The organism is Arthrobacter sp. 2762 (assembly GCF_040548745.1).
In the GTDB taxonomy this organism is placed as follows: Bacteria; Actinomycetota; Actinomycetes; order Actinomycetales; family Micrococcaceae; genus Arthrobacter.
Genome location: NZ_JBEPSI010000004.1, coordinates 177,991 through 198,959, shown reverse-complemented (window position 1 = coordinate 198,959; position 20,969 = coordinate 177,991). Strand labels below are relative to the sequence as shown.

The 20,969-nt window shown below is 61.7% G+C and carries 19 protein-coding genes and 1 riboswitch; of the genes, 13 read left to right on the top strand and 6 right to left on the bottom strand.

Annotated features, from left to right (window positions below; genetic code table 11):
• Positions 1–105 precede the first annotated feature (105 nt).
• The 3 genes from ABIE18_RS09455 to ABIE18_RS09445 form a co-directional block, all read right to left on the bottom strand.
• Positions 106–1,077, bottom strand: coding sequence for a metal ABC transporter solute-binding protein, Zn/Mn family (locus ABIE18_RS09455; RefSeq protein WP_499722449.1), 972 nt, complete (start codon positions 1,075–1,077; stop codon positions 106–108).
• Positions 1,078–1,210: 133 nt separating this feature from the next.
• Positions 1,211–2,284 (bottom strand): hemolysin family protein, encoded by a 1,074-nt coding sequence (locus ABIE18_RS09450; protein ID WP_499722448.1) that lies wholly within the window; start codon positions 2,282–2,284, stop codon positions 1,211–1,213.
• Positions 2,281–3,633, bottom strand: a complete 1,353-nt coding sequence (locus ABIE18_RS09445) for a hemolysin family protein (RefSeq protein WP_499722446.1) — start codon at positions 3,631–3,633, stop codon at positions 2,281–2,283. The genes ABIE18_RS09450 and ABIE18_RS09445 overlap by 4 nt, the downstream gene beginning before the upstream one ends.
• A 487-nt stretch (positions 3,634–4,120) precedes the next feature.
• On the opposite strand from ABIE18_RS09445, the gene ABIE18_RS09440 reads away from it, so the two are divergent.
• From ABIE18_RS09440 to ABIE18_RS09420, 5 genes are all read left to right on the top strand, one after another.
• A complete protein-coding gene (locus ABIE18_RS09440) occupies positions 4,121–7,939 on the top strand; it encodes a multifunctional oxoglutarate decarboxylase/oxoglutarate dehydrogenase thiamine pyrophosphate-binding subunit/dihydrolipoyllysine-residue succinyltransferase subunit (protein WP_499722444.1) in 3,819 nt (1,272 codons plus the stop codon).
• A gap of 141 nt (positions 7,940–8,080) precedes the next feature.
• Entirely contained in the window at positions 8,081–8,680 is a 600-nt protein-coding gene (locus ABIE18_RS09435) for a GDSL-type esterase/lipase family protein (protein ID WP_216923989.1), read from the top strand.
• 83 nt (positions 8,681–8,763) lie between these two features.
• Positions 8,764–9,612 (top strand): DUF4097 family beta strand repeat-containing protein, encoded by an 849-nt coding sequence (locus ABIE18_RS09430; protein WP_499722443.1) that lies wholly within the window; start codon positions 8,764–8,766, stop codon positions 9,610–9,612.
• On the top strand, positions 9,612–10,226 hold the full coding sequence (locus ABIE18_RS09425; protein ID WP_499722442.1) for a PadR family transcriptional regulator: 615 nt from the start codon (positions 9,612–9,614) through the stop codon (positions 10,224–10,226). Before ABIE18_RS09430 ends, ABIE18_RS09425 begins: the two co-directional genes overlap by 1 nt.
• Before the next feature lie 91 nt (positions 10,227–10,317).
• The gene (locus ABIE18_RS09420; protein ID WP_369299106.1) at positions 10,318–10,392 is read left to right on the top strand and encodes a 50S ribosomal protein bL37; all 75 of its coding nucleotides are present in this window, start codon (positions 10,318–10,320) and stop codon (positions 10,390–10,392) included.
• 127 nt (positions 10,393–10,519) lie between these two features.
• Here the strand turns inward: ABIE18_RS09420 and rsrA are convergent, their stop codons facing one another.
• The gene (gene rsrA, locus ABIE18_RS09415) at positions 10,520–10,780 is read right to left on the bottom strand and encodes a mycothiol system anti-sigma-R factor (protein WP_216923992.1); all 261 of its coding nucleotides are present in this window, start codon (positions 10,778–10,780) and stop codon (positions 10,520–10,522) included.
• Positions 10,777–11,589: a sigma-70 family RNA polymerase sigma factor gene (locus ABIE18_RS09410; RefSeq protein WP_499722441.1), complete on the bottom strand. Its 813-nt coding sequence runs from the start codon at positions 11,587–11,589 to the stop codon at positions 10,777–10,779. The genes rsrA and ABIE18_RS09410 overlap by 4 nt, the downstream gene beginning before the upstream one ends.
• A 193-nt stretch (positions 11,590–11,782) precedes the next feature.
• Between ABIE18_RS09410 and ABIE18_RS09405 the strand changes: the two genes are divergently transcribed.
• From ABIE18_RS09405 to ABIE18_RS09375, 7 genes are all read left to right on the top strand, one after another.
• Complete coding sequence (locus ABIE18_RS09405) at positions 11,783–12,298, top strand: DoxX family membrane protein (RefSeq protein WP_477515050.1); 516 nt, start codon at positions 11,783–11,785, stop codon at positions 12,296–12,298.
• 6 nt (positions 12,299–12,304) lie between these two features.
• Entirely contained in the window at positions 12,305–13,693 is a 1,389-nt protein-coding gene (gene aroA / locus ABIE18_RS09400; protein ID WP_499722440.1) for a 3-phosphoshikimate 1-carboxyvinyltransferase, read from the top strand.
• Positions 13,694–13,695: 2 nt separating this feature from the next.
• The gene (gene rsgA, locus ABIE18_RS09395; protein WP_477515048.1) at positions 13,696–14,811 is read left to right on the top strand and encodes a ribosome small subunit-dependent GTPase A; all 1,116 of its coding nucleotides are present in this window, start codon (positions 13,696–13,698) and stop codon (positions 14,809–14,811) included.
• Between the two features lie 54 nt (positions 14,812–14,865).
• Positions 14,866–15,678 (top strand): histidinol-phosphatase, encoded by an 813-nt coding sequence (hisN, locus tag ABIE18_RS09390; protein ID WP_477515047.1) that lies wholly within the window; start codon positions 14,866–14,868, stop codon positions 15,676–15,678.
• A 182-nt stretch (positions 15,679–15,860) separates the two neighbouring features.
• Positions 15,861–15,974, top strand: a riboswitch (SAM riboswitch).
• A 31-nt stretch (positions 15,975–16,005) separates the two neighbouring features.
• A complete protein-coding gene (locus ABIE18_RS09385; RefSeq protein ID WP_499722438.1) occupies positions 16,006–17,415 on the top strand; it encodes an aminotransferase class V-fold PLP-dependent enzyme in 1,410 nt (469 codons plus the stop codon).
• Between the two features lie 86 nt (positions 17,416–17,501).
• Positions 17,502–18,323, top strand: a complete 822-nt coding sequence (locus ABIE18_RS09380; RefSeq protein ID WP_499722647.1) for a class I SAM-dependent methyltransferase — start codon at positions 17,502–17,504, stop codon at positions 18,321–18,323.
• Positions 18,324–18,332: 9 nt separating this feature from the next.
• Entirely contained in the window at positions 18,333–19,046 is a 714-nt protein-coding gene (locus ABIE18_RS09375; RefSeq protein WP_216923998.1) for a metal-dependent transcriptional regulator, read from the top strand.
• Positions 19,047–19,089: 43 nt separating this feature from the next.
• On the opposite strand, the gene ABIE18_RS09370 is transcribed toward ABIE18_RS09375, so the two are convergent.
• Positions 19,090–20,544, bottom strand: coding sequence for an MFS transporter (locus ABIE18_RS09370; RefSeq protein ID WP_499722437.1), 1,455 nt, complete (start codon positions 20,542–20,544; stop codon positions 19,090–19,092).
• An 88-nt stretch (positions 20,545–20,632) separates the two neighbouring features.
• On the opposite strand from ABIE18_RS09370, the gene ABIE18_RS09365 reads away from it, so the two are divergent.
• Positions 20,633–20,962 (top strand): hypothetical protein, encoded by a 330-nt coding sequence (locus ABIE18_RS09365; RefSeq protein WP_477515182.1) that lies wholly within the window; start codon positions 20,633–20,635, stop codon positions 20,960–20,962.
• Positions 20,963–20,969: the final 7 nt, after the last annotated feature.

Sequence of the window (20,969 nt, the reverse complement as noted above, 5' to 3'; positions counted from 1 at the left end):
TGCTGGTACAGGATTCTGTGCTGGTCAGAGACAGAGGGCCCCGCAGCCATCCTGAATATCTTAGGACGCCGACGGGGCCCCCACCGCAATGGGTTGTCAGGAAATCTACTTCTTGAGCGCTGCCGTGATGGATTCCACGTTCTCTGTCATCCACTGCACGTAGTCCTTGCCCTCCGGCAAGGTTTCGGTGAAGTTCAGTACGGGCACGCCCGCAGCCTCGGCAGCCCGCTTTACGGACTCGGTCTGCGGACCTTCCGTCTGTTCGTTGTATGCCAGCAGCCGGACACCTCCGGAGCCCACCAGGTCTGTCGTTTCTTTCAGGACCGACGCCGGGACGTCGGTTCCCTCTTCAATCGCTGCGCTGTAGGCCTCCGGAGTCTTGTTCTCCAGTCCGGCCGCTGCCAGCAGGTACAAAGGAACGGGTTCGGTGATCGCCACAGGGGTGTGGTCGTTGCCTTCCTTGAGGGCCGCAAGCTTCCCGTTGAGCTCTGTCAGCTTCGCCTTGAACGTGTTGGCGTTGGCAGTAAAGGTCGAAGCAGATGCACCGTCCAGGCTGCCGAGCTTGCTGGCAACCGCGTCAGCGAATTTGCCCATCGTGTCCAGGCTGTACCAGACGTGCTCGTTGAACTCGCCGTGGTCATGGTTGTGGCCCTCTTCGGAGGACGCAGCTTCGCTGTGGCTTTCCTCTTCCGGAGCCAACCCCGAGACCTCAACGGCGCTGATCATATTTTCGTGGCCGACGTTGGTCTCATCGGCGATTTTGTGGAGGAATTCGTCATAGCCTCCGCCGTTCTCCACCACGAGCTTGGCTTTGGAGATGACCAGCTTGTCTTGCGCACTGGCTTCGTAGGAATGCGGGTCCTGGCTCGTCTTGGTGATGATCGCATTCACGTTGACCTTGTCCCCGCCAATGGCCTTCACGACGTCTCCGTAAACATTCGTGGAGGTCACCACTTCAATGGCTCCCGACGATGACGACGGGGCTCCTGCCCCGGCGCTACCGGCACAGGATGAAAGCAACAGGGCGGCAAGGCCGGCAGAAGCGGCCAATGACATGCGGGCGACGGAACGACGCATGGGAACCTCGGATCTACTCAAATGAGAATCAAAAACATTTATTGGTCGGGTTCAGTTTAGCCCTAAATGGGAATGATTCCTATTTAGCAGGGCTGGCGCCGACCCCGGGGCGGGCGCCAGCAACGATTTCCCATTATTGCTGGGTCTGCGGACCACCCAGACGCCGGATCCCCGTCGCCTGGGTAGCATCGCGGATCTCGCCCACCAACTGCTCGATCACGTCCTCAAGGAACAACACGCCCTGAGTCGCGCCTCCGGGTCCAACTACACGGGCCAGATGCGATCCGGTCCGCTGCATCACAGACATCGCCTGTTCAATCTCATCCTCCGGGGAGAGGTTCGCCAGGGAACGGATCCGCCCCTCGGCAATCGGATGGCGACGCCCCTCCTCAGGTATGGAGAGGATGTCCTTCACGTGCAGGTATCCGGCGAGTTCGCCGTCGTCGTCCACCATGGGAAAACGCGAGAAGCCGGTACGGCTGACCGCCTTTTCCAACTCGACGGGAGTCGACGCTGTCCTCAGGACCACCAGCTTGTCCAACGGAACCATGATGTGCGAGGCCGTGTGTTCAGAGAACTCCAGGGCACCGCTGAGCAAGCCAGCGTCATCGTCCACCAGGCCATGCCGTGTGGATTCCTGCACAATCGACTGGACTTCCTCAAGGGTGAATGAAGATGACACTTCGTCCTTGGGCTCGATCTTCATCAATCGGAGGATGTGGTTCGCCAGCCAGTTGAGGGTCCAGATCACAGGTTTGACCACGCGGCTGACAAACACCAGCGGCGGCGCCAACAGCAGTGCCGCCTTGTCCGCTACGGACACCGAGATGTTCTTGGGGACCATCTCTCCGAACGTCACATGCAGGAACGTGACAAAGAGGAGTGCAATGGCAAAGGCGATGACATCTGCCAGCTCCATCGGGACGCCAACCATCTCCAGCGGCTCCGCCAACAAGTGGTGGATGGCCGGCTCGGCAACCTGAAGAATCAAGAGCGAGCACACGGTGATGCCCAACTGCGCGCAGGCCAGCATCAAGGACACACTTTCCATGGCCTGCAATGTAGTTTGCGCCCGCTTTGACCCGGCTTGGGCCAGAGGCTCAATCTGGCTGCGGCGTGCGGACATGACCGCGAATTCCGCACCCACGAAGAAAGCGTTGCCGATCAAAAGAACCACGAGCCAGGCAATTCCTGCCCAGTCACTCATACGGCACCTGCTTCGTGGCGGTCATTCTGCGTGTCCTCAAGCGTCGCTTCATCTTCTTGAATGTGATGGAAGCAGATCCGGTCAATTCTCCGACCGTCCATACGGGTCACGGTCAGCGTGCCGCCGCCGGCCTGCACCACATCACCCACCTTCGCAATACGCCCAAGCTTGCTCATCACATAACCGCCCACAGTTTCGTAGGCGGGCTCATCGGGAACACTCAGGTTGGGGATTTGTTCGGACACCTCGTCCGGCCTCAGGAGGCCAGGGAAGTACCAGTCGCCGGATGCGCTCTGCAAAAGTCCGGGGCGGACCCTGTCGTGTTCGTCCGAGACCTCCCCAACGATCTCCTCAACCAGGTCCTCGAGGGTTGCAATCCCGGCGGTGCCACCATACTCATCGAGAACGACAGCCAGTTGCAGGTTTCCTTCGCGCAGTTCGGAGAGGAGGGCATCCAGGTGGATGGTCTCAGGCACACGAAGTACGTCCGTCATGATCGCCCCGGCCTGAAGCTTCGCCCGACGATCTGCAGGCACGGCCACTGCTTTCTTGATATGGACAACGCCGCGGATGTCGTCGGCCGAATCACCAATCACCGGGAAACGGGAGTATCCGGTTCGCCGCGCGGCATCGAGGATGTCGCTCACAGGCTGGTCGGCATCAATCGTTTCCATCCGGATGCGCGGCGTCATGACGTCCGCTGCAGTGCGCCCCGAGAAATTCAGGGTTCGCGCCACGAAGTTTGCGGTGCCGGCATCGAGCGTGCCCAGCTCAGCAGAGCGCCGGACGAGGGAAGCCAGCTCGGCCGGAGTGCGAGCTCCCGAGATTTCCTCTTTCGCTTCCAGTCCAAACAGGTTCAGCACCTTGTTGGAGAAGCCGTTGAGCACCACGATCGCGGGCTTGAAGACGGCAGTGAAAATGAGCTGCGCACGGGCAAGCTTCTTGCCCAGCGGGAATGCCAGGGCGATGGCCATATTCTTGGGCACCAACTCGCCCAGGAGCATCGACAACAGAGTGGCGAACGCCATCGCTACAACCAGGGCTATGGAATGTGCGACTTCCAGGCTGAGGCCAAGCAGGCCCAAAGGAGCCACAAGCAGCTGTCCCACAGATGGCTCCATGACGAAACCTGTCAGGAGGGTGGTCATCGTAATGCCAAGTTGGCAACTGGAAAGCTGGGTGGACAGGGACTTCAAGCATTTCAGGAGCGGAGCTGCGGCGTGGTCGCCGTTGTCGACTGCGCGCTGAACGCTTGCCTGGTCCAGGGCGACCAAGGAAAACTCAACTGCTACAAAGAAGCCGGTGCCAAGAATCAGGGCAAAGCCGGCAAGGAGAAGGACCCATTCCACTTAGCGCATCCCTCCAAGGGCAGGCGCTTGCAGTTTGGAAGTTCCGCTGAAGGGGGAGATTCGCCCCGGCGGAGGCTGATCGGGGGCCGCAGACGCATGGTCCGTGGCGCCACCGGCTCGGAAGGCCGGCGAGTGATGGGCATGTGAACGGGTGTTGCCGGCTCGAGGGGCGCGCTGTGCGGAGTTGCCTGATCGGCTCCCCCGACAGTTCCCAGGCCGGCACCTAGATTTACTGTCCATAAGGGTTTTAGTCTACAGGGCAAGTCCCGCAGGCCCATGCAGTGCTCACGCGCTTGACGGAAAATGCAGTGCCTCGGCATTACGTCGGCCTCAACATGATTTAGGTCACCACTATTGGCAGTTAACCAACGATCCTAACTAGACTGACAAAGGTCTGAGTTCGCGGGACCCGGACCCTGGTGCAGGGTTGCGGAAAAGCAACCTTGGCCAGCGGGAAATCAAAACTCATGGAAGAGGCGTATTTCAAGTGCCAGAGCAGCCCAGCCACCGTCTACCAGAGGAATTTGGCGGAAACGAGTGGCTCGTTGACGAACTGTACGAGCGGTACCAGCAGGACAAGAATTCGGTCGACGCCAAGTGGTGGCCGCTCTTCGAATCCTTCGATACCGGTGACGGCACTTCTTCCAACGGAACCTCCGCAGCCCCAGCCGCTGCCAATCCCCCCACCCAAGTACTTCCCGTCGTAGCTCCGGCTGAAGCGGCACCGGCACCGGCGCCGGCCGCTCCCGAAGCTGCCCCTGCGACCACCACTGCCGCTGCTGCTTCCGGTGAAGCGGCGGTTACGGCTCCGGCGAAGAAAGCCCCGGCTACAGTTGCCAAGGACGGAGCAAAGAAGCCCGTCGGCGGCAACGCCGCACAACCGATTCCTGCCCAGCTGCCCAAGAGCACCAAGGCGCCCACCGCTCCTGAGGAAGACGTCGTTTCTGTCCTCCGCGGACCGGCGAAGGCCATCGCCACCAACATGGTGACCAGCCTTGAGGTGCCTACCGCCACGAGCGTGAGGGCAGTTCCTGCCAAGTTGCTGATCGACAACCGCGTTGTCATCAACTCCAACCTTGCACGTGCCCGCGGCGGCAAGGTGTCCTTCACTCACCTCATTGGCTACGCGGTTGTCCGCGCTCTCTCCCAGTTCCCGTCAATGAACGTCTACTATGACGAAATTGATGGCAAGCCGAGCGCTGTCCAGCCCGCCCATGTCAACTTTGGCATCGCCATTGACATGCCCAAGCCCGATGGCACACGCCTCCTGATGGTTCCCAACATCAAGAAGGCCGAGACCATGGACTTTGCCGAGTTCTGGCACACCTACGAGGACCTCATCAAGCGAGCCCGCAACGGCAAGCTCACGGCGGACGACCACGCCGGTACCACGGTCTCCCTGACCAACCCCGGCGGCATCGGCACGGTGCATTCAGTACCACGTCTGTCCAAGGGACAGGCAGCCATCATCGGCGTCGGCGCCCTTGACTACCCGGCCGAGTTCCAGGGTGCCAGCGAGAAGATCATTGCCCAGAACGCCATCAGCAAGATCCTCACGCTGACCTCCACCTACGACCACCGGGTCATCCAGGGCGCAGGCAGCGGCGAGTTCCTCAAGCTGGTCCACCAGCTCCTCCTTGGTGCGCAGAACTTCTACGACGAAATCTTCGAAGCCCTCCGCATTCCGTACGAGCCCGTCCGCTGGAGCCCTGACCTCCAGGTTGACCCTGCAGATGAGATCAACAAGGTTGCCCGCATCCAGCAGCTCATCCACTCCTACCGTGTGCGTGGCCACCTCATGGCAGACACGGATCCCCTGGAATACGTACAGCGCAAGCACCCTGACCTTGATGTCCTGACCTACGGCCTCACGCTCTGGGACCTGGACCGCGAATGGCCCACAGGTGGCTTCGGCGGAAAGCCGCAGCTGAAGTTCCGCGACATCCTTGGAGTACTCCGGGATGCTTACTGCCGCACTACGGGCATCGAGTACATGCACATCCAGGAGCCTGCGGAGCGTAAGTGGTTCCAGGACCAGCTGGAGCACCCGTACTCCAAGCCGAGCCGCGAAGAGCAGCTGCGCATCGTTTCCAAGCTCAACGCAGCCGAGGCTTTCGAGACCTTCCTCCAGACCAAGTTCGTCGGGCAGAAGCGCTTCTCCCTCGAAGGCGGCGAGTCGCTTATTCCGCTTCTTGACGCAGTCATCTCGGACGCTGCCGACGACGGCCTGGACGAAGTCGCGATCGGCATGGCCCACCGTGGCCGCCTGAACGTGCTCACCAACATCGCAGGCAAGACCTACGCCCAGGTGTTCCGTGAATTCGAAGGCACCCAGGACCCGCGCTCCGTCCAGGGATCCGGCGATGTCAAGTACCACCTCGGTACTGAAGGCACCTTCACCTCGGACAACGGCAAGCAGACCAAGGTCTACCTCGCCGCCAACCCGTCCCACCTTGAAGCAGTCGACTCCGTGCTCGAGGGCATCGTCCGCGCCAAGCAGGACCGCCTGGACCAGGGCGAGTCCTTCCCGGTCCTGCCCATCATGGTCCACGGTGACGCTGCATTCGCAGGCCAGGGTGTTGTTGCTGAAACCCTCAACCTTTCCCAGCTGCGTGGTTACCGCACCGGTGGCACCATCCACGTAATCGTGAACAACCAGGTTGGCTTCACCACGGCACCGTCCTCTTCGCGTTCATCGACGTACTCCACGGATGTTGCCAAGATGATCCAGGCCCCCGTGTTCCACGTGAATGGCGACGACCCCGAAGCCGTGGTGCGTGTTGCGCAGCTCGCCTACGAGTTCCGCCAGCGCTTCCACAAGGACGTTGTCATCGACATGGTGTGCTACCGCCGCCGTGGTCACAACGAGGGCGACGACCCCTCGATGACGCAGCCCCTGATGTACAACCTGATCGAGGCCAAGCGCTCCGTACGCAAGCTGTACACGGAATCGCTGATCGGTCGTGGCGACATCACCGAGGAAGAGGCTGAGCAACTGCTCCGCGACTACCAGGAACGCCTTGAGCGGGTCTTTGCTGAGACGCATGCGGCGCAGACCTCCCCCATCCCGATCATCACTGCTGACTCTGCCGCTGTCTCGGACATCGAGCGCCCGATTGCCCAGCAGGCGGACTTCGGAACCAATTCACCGGCTTCCACCGCCATCTCCCCCGAGACTCTTGCCCGCATCGGCAAGGCTCACCTGGAGATCCCGGAGGGCTTCACGGTTCACTCCAAGCTCAAGCAGCTCCTGGAGAAGCGTGAGCAAATGTCCCGTGAAGGTGGCATTGACTGGGGCTTTGGCGAGATCGCGGCCTTCGGCTCGCTGATCATGGAGGGCGTTCCCGTCCGGCTGGCTGGCCAGGACTCGCGCCGCGGTACCTTCGTGCAGCGTCACGCAGTGTTCCACGACCGCGCCAATGGCAATGAGTGGCTGCCCCTGGGCAACCTCTCGGACAACCAGGCCAAGCTGTGGATCTATGACTCACTCCTGTCCGAATATGCAGCCATGGGCTTTGAATACGGATACTCGGTGGAGCGTCCCGACGCCCTCGTGCTGTGGGAAGCCCAGTTCGGTGACTTCGTCAATGGCGCTCAGACCATCATCGATGAATTCATTTCCTCCGCTGAGCAAAAGTGGGGCCAGCGTTCCTCGCTCGTCCTGATGCTGCCGCACGGCTACGAAGGCCAGGGCCCTGATCACTCATCCGCACGCATCGAGCGCTTCCTGCAGCTCTGTGCCGAGGACAACATGATTGTGGCCAACCCCACCACGGCAGCTTCGCACTTCCACCTGCTGCGTCGCCAGGCCTACAGCCGTCCCCGCAAGCCGTTGATCATCTTCACGCCGAAGCAGTTGCTGCGTCTCAAGGGCGCCGCGTCCGCCGTCGAGGACTTCACGACGGGCGGCTTCAGGCCAGTCATCAGTGATCCCGAGGTAGAGGCTGCAAACGTGGACCGGGTCATCCTGGTTTCCGGCCGCCTGTACTACGACCTCCTGTCCAACCGACAGAAGTCCGGGGACACCTCGACTGCGATCATCCGCGTGGAGCAGCTGTACCCGCTGCCGAAGGCTGAAATTGATGCAGAGCTCGCCAAGTACCCGAACGCTGACATCGTCTGGGCCCAGGATGAGCCCGCCAACCAGGGTCCGTGGCCGTTCATGGGGCTGAACCTGGCACCGGAGCTGGATCGCAGGCTCCGCCTCGTGTCGCGTCCGGCGTCTGCGTCCACCGCCGCAGGCTCCATGAAGCGCCACGCTGCTGAGCAGGATGCCTTGATCAAGCAGGCATTCGAACGCAAGTAGCCAAAAAACTGCCCGGCCGGAGGTGCTGTCAATGCACCTCCGGCCGGGCAGTTCTGTTTAATGGGACAGGTACCCGGTTCATCAAGCCGGCCGCAGATCCAAAAGCCGTGCAAGGACCGTAACGAGTGTGAAGAGGTAACCGTGGAAGACAGGAAGCTGCGCATTGCGGCTGTAGGAGATGAATTGCTCGCCGGTTTGGGTGACCCCCGCGCCTTGGGTTGGCTGGGAAGAGTGCTGGCCCGTACGCCCCAGGACACCGTGGTGGTGGAAAGCTTCTCACTCCCCTGCCCCATGGAAGGCACTGAGGGATTGGCCTCGCGATGGCAGGACGAAGCCGGCCGCCGTTTCAGTGACTCGCACGAGAACCGGCTGGTCATAGGGCTCTCCGGCCGTGACCTGGAGTTCGGGCTTTCCACGGCGCGAAGTCGTTTGAACCTTGCCAACATTCTTGATGGTGCCTCGCACAGTGGCGTTGAAGTGTTCGTGGTGGGCCCTCCACCCACTCTTGATCCGGCGCGCAACAAACGCCTGGCCGATTTGAACACAGCCTTTGCCGATGTCACCACCCGCCGCAACCACCACTACGTTGACACTTTCTCTCCATTGCTGAACCACGAGCAGTGGAGGACGGACCTCGCAGCCAATGGGGGGACACCCGGACAGGCCGGCTACGGATTGATTGCATGGCTCGTGCTGCACCGCGGCTGGTTCCAGTGGCTTAACATCGCCCAGCCGGAGTAGCCCTCCCCGCAAACCATTGCGTTCCCCTCACTCGCGATATATCGTGTTTTCATCAACGCGATATATCGCAATTTGGAGGGATCATGTCTGACGAGCTTTGGACCGTGACGGGCCCACAAACCATTGATGTGGACGATGTCCACTCGCTCAAACTTGGAATAGTCAAGGGCAGGTTCGACGTCGTCACCCACGACGAACCCTTCGTCCGGATCGAGGTCAGCGAGATCAGCGGAGACCCCCTGACCATTACGCTGGTGAACGGCCGCCTGGAGGTACGCCACCAACTCCAAGGACCACAAGGATGGTTCCGAAACCTGATGGGTACCGTCAACAACACCAGCACCAACTCGGTAGTGGTTGGGATCGCGCTTCCGCGTGGAGTGGACGTCGAAGCGGGAACAGTCAACGGCGATGGCATGGTCTCCGGCATCGAGGGACGGATCCGGCTCAACACAGTTTCGGGCTCCGTCATGGCCGACGGCACCAGCGGTGAATTGCACGTCAACACCGTCAGCGGCGAGGTCATCGCCAGAAACCACGACGGCGTCCTGACCGCCAAGAGCGTTTCAGGCGAAGTCACCGCTTCGGGCAAGTTCAAGAACGTCAGGGCAAGCACAGTGAGCGGTGACCTCAGCTTCGACCTCCACGACTACACCAACGACCTCGGAGCCAATTCGGTGTCAGGGGACCTGACCATCCGGCTGCCGCACGATGTTGGCCTGGACATCGTTGCCAAGTCCGCCAGCGGCACTGTCATCATTGATGACCAGATGTATGCCCAGCCCGGAAGCAAAGTGCAGACCATTGTTGGTCCGGATGAGAGGCTCATGCTGGTGCGGACCAATACAGTCTCCGGCAAGACCTACATCATGCACGGCACAGGGCCGGCCTCGGGAAATGACCACCCGGTGCCCGGGGAGGCGGGTCTCTGATGCCTCCTGTTTTTGCGCATGGCGCCCTGCGCTTATACCTCCTGGCATTGCTTGAGTCAGGACCCAAGCACGGATACGAGCTGATCAAGGCCCTGGGTGACCGGTTCGGCGGCACCTACTCCCCCAGCGCCGGGACGATCTATCCCCGTCTTGGGAAATTGGAGGAGGAAGGCCTGGTAGCTACCGAGACTGAGGGCCGCCGCACCAAGTACTTCGTCACGGAAGCAGGGCTGGCGGAACTGAACCGACGGCGGCAGGAGCTTGCCGACGTCGAGGATAATATCTCAGCCTCCGTGCGGCGGCTGGCCGACAACCTTCGGGAAGACATCAGATCCAACATGCGTGGGCTGAAGGCAGATCTCGCCGCTACGGCGGAGGCCGCGCGCAGCACTGCGACGGCCGCCGCCTTCCACAGCAGGACGGCGGGCTTTTCCCCTGAAGGCCACAGAATACTCAAAGAGGCCGAGCTCCTGGTCCAATCGTTCCGGGATGACATCCGCGTGGAGTTGCGTCAACACAGCGCCTCACACCCGCTCAATCCCGTAACCCTCGAGACGGTGCGTGCAGTGCTGGACCAAGCACGCATCTCCATCAGGAATTCGCTGCGGAGCTGACAATGCTCCAACCCGGTTCGCGAGCGAACGTCCGGATGTGCGAAACTGGAGGGCAGCTCTATTGAGTATCAATCATTGAAGGAGGCCAGCTATGAGCAAGCGTGCACGTAAGCGTCGTGACCGTAAGCGCGGCGGCGCGAACCACGGCAAGCGTCCCAACACCTAAGCCATCGGCTTAGCGTCAAGGCTTAACAGCGAGGGCCCCGGAAACCATACGGTTTCCGGGGCCCTTGGCGTTTGCGGGCCTTTGACCCGGCGCATTTTCTCGGCGGCGTTGGATCAGCGGCGTTGGATCAAGCCTCCACCGGCTTGATGGAGTGGATCCGGTCAAGTATTGAGTTCTTGAGGTTCTCTGGCGCGGACTCCGTGCACGAACGCTTGACCATGGTGCGGATAAGGCACTCAAGGTCATACTGCTCAGCACATTCCTCGCAGGTGTCCAGGTGCTGCTTGATCTCTGTGAGGTCCTCGCGGGTCAATGCGCCGTCGAGGTACTCGTAGATCCTCTGCATCCGTGTATCGTCGCAATCGCCCAATCCCTGGCAGTCGCTCATTGCTCTTTCTCCTGATTGTTGCTCCCGGCCGCGGCCTGGTCTTCGGTGTGGGCCTTGAAGCCCCGTTCTGCGGCGTAATCCGCCAGCATGTCCCGCAGCATCTTCCGGCCGCGGTGCAACCGCGACATGACTGTGCCGATCGGGGTGTTCATGATCTCGGAAATCTGCTTGTAGGCATATCCTTCGACGTCGGCGAAGTACACAGCCAACCGGAATTCCTCCGGGATGGCCTGCAACGCGCTCTTGACATCGGAATCCGGCAGGTGGTCCAAGGCTTCAGCCTCTGCCGAGCGCAACCCGGAAGAGGTGTGCGACTCAGCCTTTGCCAACTGCCAATCCTCAATCGTGTCCGAGTTGGACTGCAGCGGTTCACGCTGCCGCTTCCGATAGAGGTTGATGTAGGTATTCGTCAGGATCCGGTACAGCCAGGCCTTGAGGTTGGTCCCCGGCTTGTACTGGTGAAAAGCCGAAAACGCCTTGGTGTAAGCCTCTTGGACGAGGTCCTCGGCATCGGAGGGATTCCGTGCCATCCTCATCGCCGCTGAATACAGCTGGTCCACGTACTGCATGGCGTCGCGCTCGAAACGCTCCCGCCGCTGCTCGGGAGTTTCCGTGGTGACATCGACGTCGGCCCGTGCCGATGCGTCTCCTGCGCCGTCCACCGGGGACGGATCGGCTGCTTCGTACATGGCCGCTGCGGCCGGTTCAATGGTGCTCATCGTTGCCAAGTCTACTGTCAGCTTCCGGGAATCCCGCTGTGCAGGATAGCCAGCCTCCAGCAGACCCACGCGGTCCTTAACCAAGGTCAAAAAACCAACTCCGTTCAGCGAAGCGGCAACACCATGCCGCAGCCCGGTCTTCACCGTTCTTGTTGTTCACAACGGCAGCCGCTGGGTAAATATTCCGCAAAGGTGCAAGACTAGAGCAGACTGCACCCCTTGAACACAGCACTTAGTGAATAACGTCATGAAATATCATGACAAGCCATCCAGGAGGCAAGACATGTCTGTTATCCGTTTTCTCGCGCGGCCGATGCTCGCGTCCAGCTTCGTCATCGCAGGTCTGGACAAGCTCAAGAACGCGGACGACACTGCCAGGCAATTGTCCCCGGTCCTTCGCCGCGCCTCGGAGTCGCTGCCATTCCCGACTGACGAGAAAGTCCTGGCCCGGGTAATCGGTGGCGCGCAGCTGGGCGCCGGAGCATTGCTTGGCCTTGGCAAACTCTCCCGCTTCGCGGCAACGGTTCTGGCGTTGACGTCCGCACTGAACTCCTATGTGGAGTGGCGCTCAGCCGACATCAGCACGAAGGAAGGCCGGAACGCCCGCAGGGCCCAACTCCTGAAGAACATTTCCCTGACCGGCGGCGTTTTGCTGGCCTCCGTAGACACTGAGGGCCGCCCCAGCCTTGCATGGCGGGCTGAACACCTGGCTGCCGATGCCAAGAAGGCGACCGGCAAGCAACTCAAGCGGGCAGACAAAGCAGTACGCAAGGCCGTAGACAACGCAGTTGGAGCATAAGGAAGCATGACAGGTACCACCGCAGCAAACACGGGTTCAACACACTCCGTCGACACCCTGCCCCTCTGGGCCGCTCCGTACGCCACCAGGCCAGTGGATGCCACAGTGACCGTGCCGGGCTCAAAATCGCTCACCAACCGTTTCCTGGTCCTTGCGGCATTGGCCGACGGCCCTTCCCGGCTGCGGGCCCCCCTTCACTCCCGCGATTCTGTCCTGATGATTCAGGCGCTCAGGCAGCTGGGTGCCACCGTTACCGAGGTACCCGGCGACGGTGATTATGGACCCGACCTTGAAATCACGCCCATGGATCCTTCAGCTTCGGGTGCGGAGACTGCCATCGATTGCGGCCTTGCCGGTACTGTCATGCGCTTCGTTCCACCTTTAGCTGCGCTCCGCAATGGTCCAACCATGTTCGACGGCGATCCCCATGCCCGTAAGCGGCCCATGGGGGCCATCATCGAAGCACTGCTCGCTCTCGGAGTTCCTGTCGCCACCGAAGGCGGCAGGACGCCGTCGGCCCTCCCCTTTTCGGTGGATGGCACTGGCGAGGTTCGGGGCGGCCACCTGGTGATCGATGCCAGCGCATCGTCCCAGTTCGTCTCGGCCTTGCTGCTGGTGGGCGCCCGTTTCACCGAAGGCCTTCATCTGGAACACGTCGGCAAGCCGGTCCCCAGCCTGGACCACATCAATATGACCGTTGCAGTCCTTCGTGGAGTCGGCGTCAAAGTGGACGATTCGGTGCCCAACCACTGGCGAGTCGCGCCTGGCCCCATTCATGCCTTTGACCAGCGGATCGAACAGGACCTTTCCAACGCCGGCCCGTTCCTTGCCGCAGCCCTCGCAACCCATGGAACCGTCCGGATCCCCAACTGGCCCACTGAAACCACCCAGGTGGGCGATCTGTGGCGTACCATCCTGGTTGAGATGGGTGCCACCGTGACGCTCGAAAACGGTACGCTCACGGTAAAGGGCGGCCCGGAAATCAAGGGCGCCGACTTCGACGAAACCAGTGAGCTCGCGCCCACTGTCGCTGCGCTGTGCGCACTGGCTACAGGTCCTTCGCGACTGACCGGCATCGCGCACCTTCGTGGCCATGAAACCGATCGGCTCGCCGCGCTGGCCGCTGAAATCAATCGGCTCGGCGGAGATGCAGAAGAAACAGCCGACGGCCTCATTATCCGCCCGGCCACTTTGCACCCAGGCGTCGTCCACAGCTACGCCGATCACCGCATGGCTACGGCGGGGGCTATTTTGGGGCTCGCCGTTGAGGGCGTTCAGGTGGAGGATATCGCTACCACGTCCAAGACGATGCCCGAATTTCCGCAGATGTGGGAGGCCATGCTGCAGCACGGCACAGGCGACGACGAGACCGTCACCAGTGAGGCCAGCAACTGACCATGGGCCGCGACGCAAGCTCCTGGGACGAATCCGACGTCCGGATCCGTCCCAACAAAAAAGGATCAAGACCCCGCACCAAAGACCGCCCCAGTCATGATGACGCCGTCATCGGCCGGATCATCACGGTAGACCGCGGGCGCTACACCGCCATCGTTGGGGAAGACTCCTCGGATGAACGCATTATCATCGCTGCACGCGCGCGTGAACTGCGACGAAACCCCGTAGTCCCCGGCGATTTCGTCGCCTTGGTGGGCGACGTATCGGGAGAGCCGGACACCCTTGCGCGGCTGGTCCGCATTGAGGAGCGGAAGACACTGCTCCGGCGCAGCGCTGATGATACCGACCCCATCGAAAGAGTGGTGGTGGCCAACGCAGACCAACTTGTGGTGGTGGTCGCCGCGGCCAATCCGGAGCCCCGAACCGGCTTTATTGACCGCGCCTTGGTTGCAGCCTACGACGCCGGGATCGAGCCGCTGCTGCTCGTCACCAAAGCAGACGTCAAGGACCCTGCCGAGCTGTTGTCCAACTATCTCAGCCTGGACTTTCCCATCATCATCAGCCGTACGGCAGATGATGAAGCGTCCGGAATTGATGCCCGCTCGGACGACGGACTGTCCGCGCGGCTGGACAGCCGAGCCGTTGCCGAATTGCGGGCCCACCTTGATGGAAAAGTGACTGTCATGCTGGGCCATTCGGGCGTCGGCAAGTCCACCATGGTTAATGCCCTGACCGGAGCCGAACGGGCTACCGGTGGTGTCAACGCCGTCACCGGGCGGGGCCGGCACACGTCGTCGTCGGCGTTGGCCCTGAAACTGGCAGACGCGCCGCCGGGTAGCTGGATCATCGATACCCCCGGTATCCGCTCCTTCGGACTGGCGCACGTGGACCCCGACCGCATCCTGCATTCCTTCCCCGATTTGGAACCGGGCACGGAAGCTTGCGACCGCGGCTGCAAGCACGATGCCAGCGCCATCAATTGCGGCCTGGACGCCTGGGTGAACGAGGGACATGCCGGTCCTTCCGGAGTGGCCCGTTTGTCTTCGCTCCGACGACTACTGGGCGCGGACCCTCGTTTGGAAGCCAAAGAGACCAAGGAACTGGGTACCGTCAACTAAGCATTGGTGCTCCACATCCCAGCTGCACGGAACGTTTCACGATAGTTTGGTGGCATGACCCAACCCGTTTCCAGCTACAACGACGACCTTCGACTGGCCCACGTGCTGGCGGATTCCGTGGACGCCCAAACCATGGACCGCTTCAAGGCTTTGGATCTGCAGGTCGAGACCAAGCCTGACCTCACGCCCGTGACGGATGCCGACAAGGCTGCGGAAGAAGCCATCCGTGGCCAACTGTCGCGCTCGCGCCCCCGTGACGCCGTCCTCGGCGAGGAGTTCGGCAGCAGCGGCCATGGCTCCCGGCGTTGGATCATCGACCCCATCGACGGAACAAAGAACTTTGTTCGGGGCGTTCCCGTGTGGGCGACCCTGATCGCACTGGTTGACGAAGGCGAGCCGGTCGTTGGAGTTGTCAGCGCTCCCGCGCTGGGCAAGCGCTGGTGGGCGGCAAAGGACATGGGGGCCTACATGGGCCGCTCCCTGGCCTCAGCCACCCGGCTCAAGGTGTCAAACGTTTCGCGCTTGGCGGATGCCTCAATGTCATATTCCAGCCTCTCCGGTTGGAAAGAGCGCGGCAATCTGGACGAGTTCCTGGGGTTGACGGAAGACATCTGGCGCACGCGCGCCTATGGCGACTTCTGGTCCTATTGCCTGGTTGCCGAGGGGGCCGTGGACATCGCCTGCGAGCCAGAGTTGAACCTTTACGACATGGCAGCGCTGGTGCCCATTGTGACGGAAGCCGGCGGCCGTTTCACCTCGCTGGAAGGCGAGGACGGCCCCTTTGGCGGCAATGCCCTGGCCACCAACTCCATCCTGCATTCAGAGGTCCTCAAGCGGCTAAACCCTGCCCTGGATGACCTCCTCTGACCCAGCGGCACCAACAAGCCAACCGGCTTTGCATAGAATTTTCGACGGCGGATGCCTCCTTTTCGGGGCATCCGCCGTCTTTTCTTCGCCCAAAGCCCGGTTTCCGGACCCGTCGTAACAATGTGCTTAACAAAGCGAAGCGACTTTGGAGCAGGCCAGATGCGTGACCTAACCTCTTTACAGGTCACGAGTGCCAGCGCTAAACCCCGGTTTGCTGGCCGGCAACCCTCCATTCGCGGTGGGGTGCCCCGGGTGACGACCTGGCCGGTCCGGAACGGATACGGCAAGCGCGGATCCCCATAGGGGGTCCCTCTTGAGTGAGGTCCCATGAGCACTGCTACGTTCAACTCCACCGTTCTGCCGTCCCTTGCGGTCGAAGAAGCAGCGCACGAAGCCGCTGCGGGCAGGCCCCTGGCCGCCGTCACAGGCGCGGAGCTGCAAGCTCCCCTGATCCAGGGTGGCCACGTCCGCTACGCCAACCTCGACTACGGGGCATCCGCTCCCGCGTTGACCATCGTTTCTGCGTATCTCAACGAGATCCTCCCCTACTACGCCAGTGTCCACCGCGGCGCAGGCTACGCTTCCCAGATCAGCACCTCGGTCTACGAGAACTCCCGCGACATCGTCCGCGAATTCGTCGGCGGCCGTCCCGACGATTCCGTCATCTTCACCCGGAACACCACGGACTCGCTGAACCTGTTGGCGGGCTGCCTCCCGCAACTGGACGGAAAGCCAACGGGCGAGGTCCTTTACCTGGACATCGAGCACCATGCCAATCTCCTTCCCTGGCAGGGCGTCCCTCACCGCAGTGTCGTAGCTGCTTCGACACTGACCGCTACCTTGGCCAAGCTCCGCGAGGAACTCAGCCAAGGCGGCGTATCTTTGCTGGCGGTCACCGGGGCCTCGAACGTGACCGGTGAAATCCTGCCGATCGCCGAACTCGCAGCACTTGCACACGAATACGGTGCCAGGATTGTGGTGGACGCCGCGCAGCTGGCCCCCCACCGCCGCATCAACATCGCCGCCGCAGACGTCGACTACATCGTCTTCTCCGGCCATAAGCTCTACGCTCCGTTCGGCGCCGGTGTCGTTGTGGGCCGCCCCGACTGGTTCGACGCCGGTACTCCCCACCTTGCCGGCGGAGGCGCTGTTCGTGAGGCGCGCCTGGACTCGGTCAGCTGGGCCTCAGGTCCCGCCCGCCACGAGGGTGGCTCCCCCAACGTCCTCGGCGCGGCAACATTGGCCCGCGCGACGCAGGTGCTTGCCGGCTTGGACCAGGATGCCTGGCATGCCCATGAAGCTGCCATCCGCTCCTACCTCGTGCAGGGACTTGAAGCAATCGACGGCGTGACCGTCCACCGGATCTTCAGCGACTCCGAAGACACTATCGGCGTGGTCAATTTCTCGGTGGAAGGATTCGACGCCGGACTGGTGGCCGCCTATCTCGCCGCCGAACACGGTGTAGGACTTCGGGACGGCCGCTTCTGCGCCCATCCCCTGCTCAAGCGGCTGGGACTCCCTTCCGGCTCACTGCGCGCCAGCTTCGGCGTGGGCTCCCGCTTGGAGGATGCCACACGACTCCTGGCTGGTATCGAAGAACTCAAGCGCACGGGTCTCGGTTGGGACTATGTAGTGGATGAAGGCCGCTGGGTACCGGCCAACGACCACCGCATCTATCCGGAATGGGCTCCAAACACCCCGGGCACCGCAGGGGCTGCACCCTGCACTATTGACTGAAACAGCACGATTGACTGACACACGCGTACTGTGCGGTAAATTCGTAGGGTAACTGGCGTTCGCGGTAAAGGAGTCTGTGCGTGGCCGTGCCTTCCGGCAGTGTTTCCGGCGGAGGTGTTTCCGGCAGCGCTGGCAGGCCAGGTGGTCCCAAGCTGCATGCCACGCGCCGCCACGAACTGGGCCAGAGCTTCCAGGACGGCGGCGAACACTACGATCGCGTTCGGCCCGGCTATCCCACAGACTCAGTGGATTGGCTTCTTCCTCCTGGAGCGAAGTCCGCCGCGGATATTGGTGCAGGCACAGGAAAATTTACGGCACTGCTCGTGGAGCGCGGTCTGCAGGTGACCGCCGTCGATCCTTCCACAGACATGCTGGAGCAACTTCGAAAGTCCTATCCGGGCGTTGAGGCGTTGGAGGGAACGGCCGAGGCAACAGGGCTGGCGGACTCAGCATTCGACGTCGTCAGCGTTGCCCAAGCATGGCATTGGTGTGACCCGATGAAAGCCAGCACGGAAATCGCCCGGATCCTCCGGCCCCACGGAGTCCTCGGCCTGATATGGAACCAACTGGACACTTCGGTGCCCTGGGTTCACCGGTTGTCACGCATCATGCACGCCGGAGATGTGCACAAGCCCGGCTTCCGGCCAGTTATCGGACCGGAATTCATGGACTTGACGAGCCATCTCACCAGCTGGGAGGACGCCGTGTCACCGGAGGACATCATGGAGCTCACAAAATCGCGCAGCTACTACCTCCGCGCAAATGAAGCCACCCGCTCAAAGGTCATGGGCAACCTGGAGTGGTACCTCTACGATCATCTCGGCCATGCCCCCGGCCAACTCCTTGGATTGCCGTACCTGACCACTACGTGGCGGGCCCGCAAGATCCACGGCGCCCCGCCACGGTAGGCTTGGTGTGTGAAGACCAGTACGCCCTCCTCCTCGATCGAGGACTACGTCAAGGTCATCTACTCCTATACGGAGTGGCAGGACAAACCGATTACGTCCTCGCAGCTTGCCCTGCGGCTTGGCGTTGCCAATTCCTCGGTGTCTGAAATGGTCCGCAAACTCAAGGACCAGGGCTTGGTGGACCACCAACCCTACAGTGCCATCAGGCTGACTCCGGAGGGCATGCGCCTTGCACTGTCCATGGTCCGGCGTCATCGCCTCATTGAGACTTACCTCGTTGATGAACTCGGTTACAGCTGGGACGAAGTCCATGATGAAGCCGAGATGTTGGAGCACGCGGTGTCCGATACCTTCATCGAGCGTATGGCCGCCAAGCTTGGCCACCCCCTCCGGGATCCTCACGGCGACCCGATTCCCTCGGCTGACGGATCGGTGGAGCTCCCTCACGCCTACCGCATGATCGAGTTGGATGAAGGCCACTCAGGCCGCATCACCCGGATCAGCGACGAAAATCCTGATCTTCTTCGCTATCTCGCGTCGGAAGAGATCACCTTGGACGCTCCTGTGGAGGTGGTGGGGCGCAAACCATTCGGTGGAGCCCTGGTTGTTCGGATTGGCAGCGGACCCCAACGCCGCGAATTCGATCTCGCGGACGAGGTTACAGCGGCACTTTGGGTCCAAAGCGCTGAAGTCCACGAAGGCTGCGTGCTTCCCGCGCGCTGACTTGCGCGCTGCAGAGGCACGTGGCACAGGCTAGCTGCGCTGGCTAGGTGCGCTGGTCGGCCGACCCGCCGTCGTCGGACGCTGTATCCGGTGCACTGTCAGCCGTAACTGCCGCTTCGGGAATGGGGTTGCGGATCCCGACGGCGGACGCCACCGCGCCGACGACGAACAGTGCCGCTGTGACAACCAAGGCGTTGTACAAACCTTGCCGTGTGAACACAGGACCAACGATCAGGCCGGCAAAGGCAATGCAGACAAGGCCGGCAATACGGGCCACGGCGTTGTTGACGGCCGAACCAATCCCGGCCTCTTCCTGCGGTACCGCGCCTAGAATCGCTGCCGTGAGTGGCGCGACGAGGGTGGTGAGTCCCACGCCAAAGACGATCTGCCCCGGCAGCACCTGGGTCCAGTAGTTCAGGGGCTCTTGGATGGAGAGGGACATCAGAAAGCCCACACCGCATAACAGCGGCCCCACAGTCATGAACCATCGAGGACCATATTTTCCTGCCAGCCCTCCGAAGTAGGACGCAGTCAGCATCAGGATGACGGTCGCTGGAAGCAAAGCGATTCCCGCGATGGTAGCCCCCATGCCTCCAACCTGCTGGAGATAGATGCCCAGGACGAAGAATCCCAGCGATATCCCGCCGTAGATCGCAAGCGTGGCAAGGTTGCCCCAGCCAAAGTTCCTTATGGCAAACAGCCTCAACGGCAACATCGGCTCCCTGGTCCTTGCCTCGTGGACCAGGAACAACACCATCGCCACCACACCGGCCAGGAGCGGCAGCCACACCTGGACGCTCATCCAACCCATCCGGCCCTGTTCAATGAACGCATAGACGGGACCACCCAGTCCGATCATGGCCAGAACAGCGCCGAGGTAGTCGATTCCCTTGCTCTTGTCCCTGGCCGCATCCGAGGCCCGAAGGCCCGCGAGCAGAGGCCAAATCGCGACGGCGGGAATAACGTTGATGAAGAAGATCACCCGCCACGACAGCATGTCCACGGAAACCCCACCAATGAGTGGCCCTACGATGGCGGCGGCGCTCGTCCAGCCTGACCACTGGCCGATCGCTTTGGACTGGGAAGGCCCGGAGAAGGAGGTAATGATCATAGCCAACGAACTGGGCACCAGGAGGGCACCTGCAATACCTTGAAGTGCGCGGGACACCACCAGGACTTCCCCGTTCCAGGCCAGGCCGCACATGACGGACGTCAGGGCAAAGCCCGCCAGCCCCCATTCGAGGATCCGTGCCCGGCCAAAGTGGTCCGATAATGAACCGGCCACCAGGATGAGGGCCCCGAGGGTCAATAGATAGGCATCCACCACCCATTGCTGGATGACCAAGCCACCGCCAAGTTCGCGGCCAATGGCCGGGAGCGCAAGGTTCACCACGAAACCATCCAGAATGGCGATAAAAGAAGCCACAATTGCCACAACGAGCACCCGTTTTTGAAGCGGCGTTCTCGGCAGCAAAGCCACAGCATCCGTCATGTGCACAGCCTACGCGGCGTTCGTCCATGGCGAAGTCCCGTATCGTTAAACAGTGATTAGTAGACGTGACGCAGCATTGGCCCTTGATATCTCCATGGAAATGGCCCAGCGCCACGGCATCCCGTCACGGCTCTCAGAAGCCGAACTTCGTAGCATCCAGGACAATCCACCAGCCTGGCTGGTCCAGTCACGTGCCAACCGCACGGGCAAACGGCCCGTTTGGGTCCACCTGAGCTGCGCAGTGTGCGGGTACTCAGAGGCGGTGCGGCCCAAAAAGTGGTGGCCCGACTTCTCGTTCGTCTTTTGCGGACACCACAAAAACAGTGAACTGCCGGAGCTGTTCCTTGGTGACGTGCGCAGCGAATATGAAGGGGTCGGCAGCCGCTTTGTGGGCGTGGTCGACGTCCGCGAGGATCAGGCCTAGGCTCGTC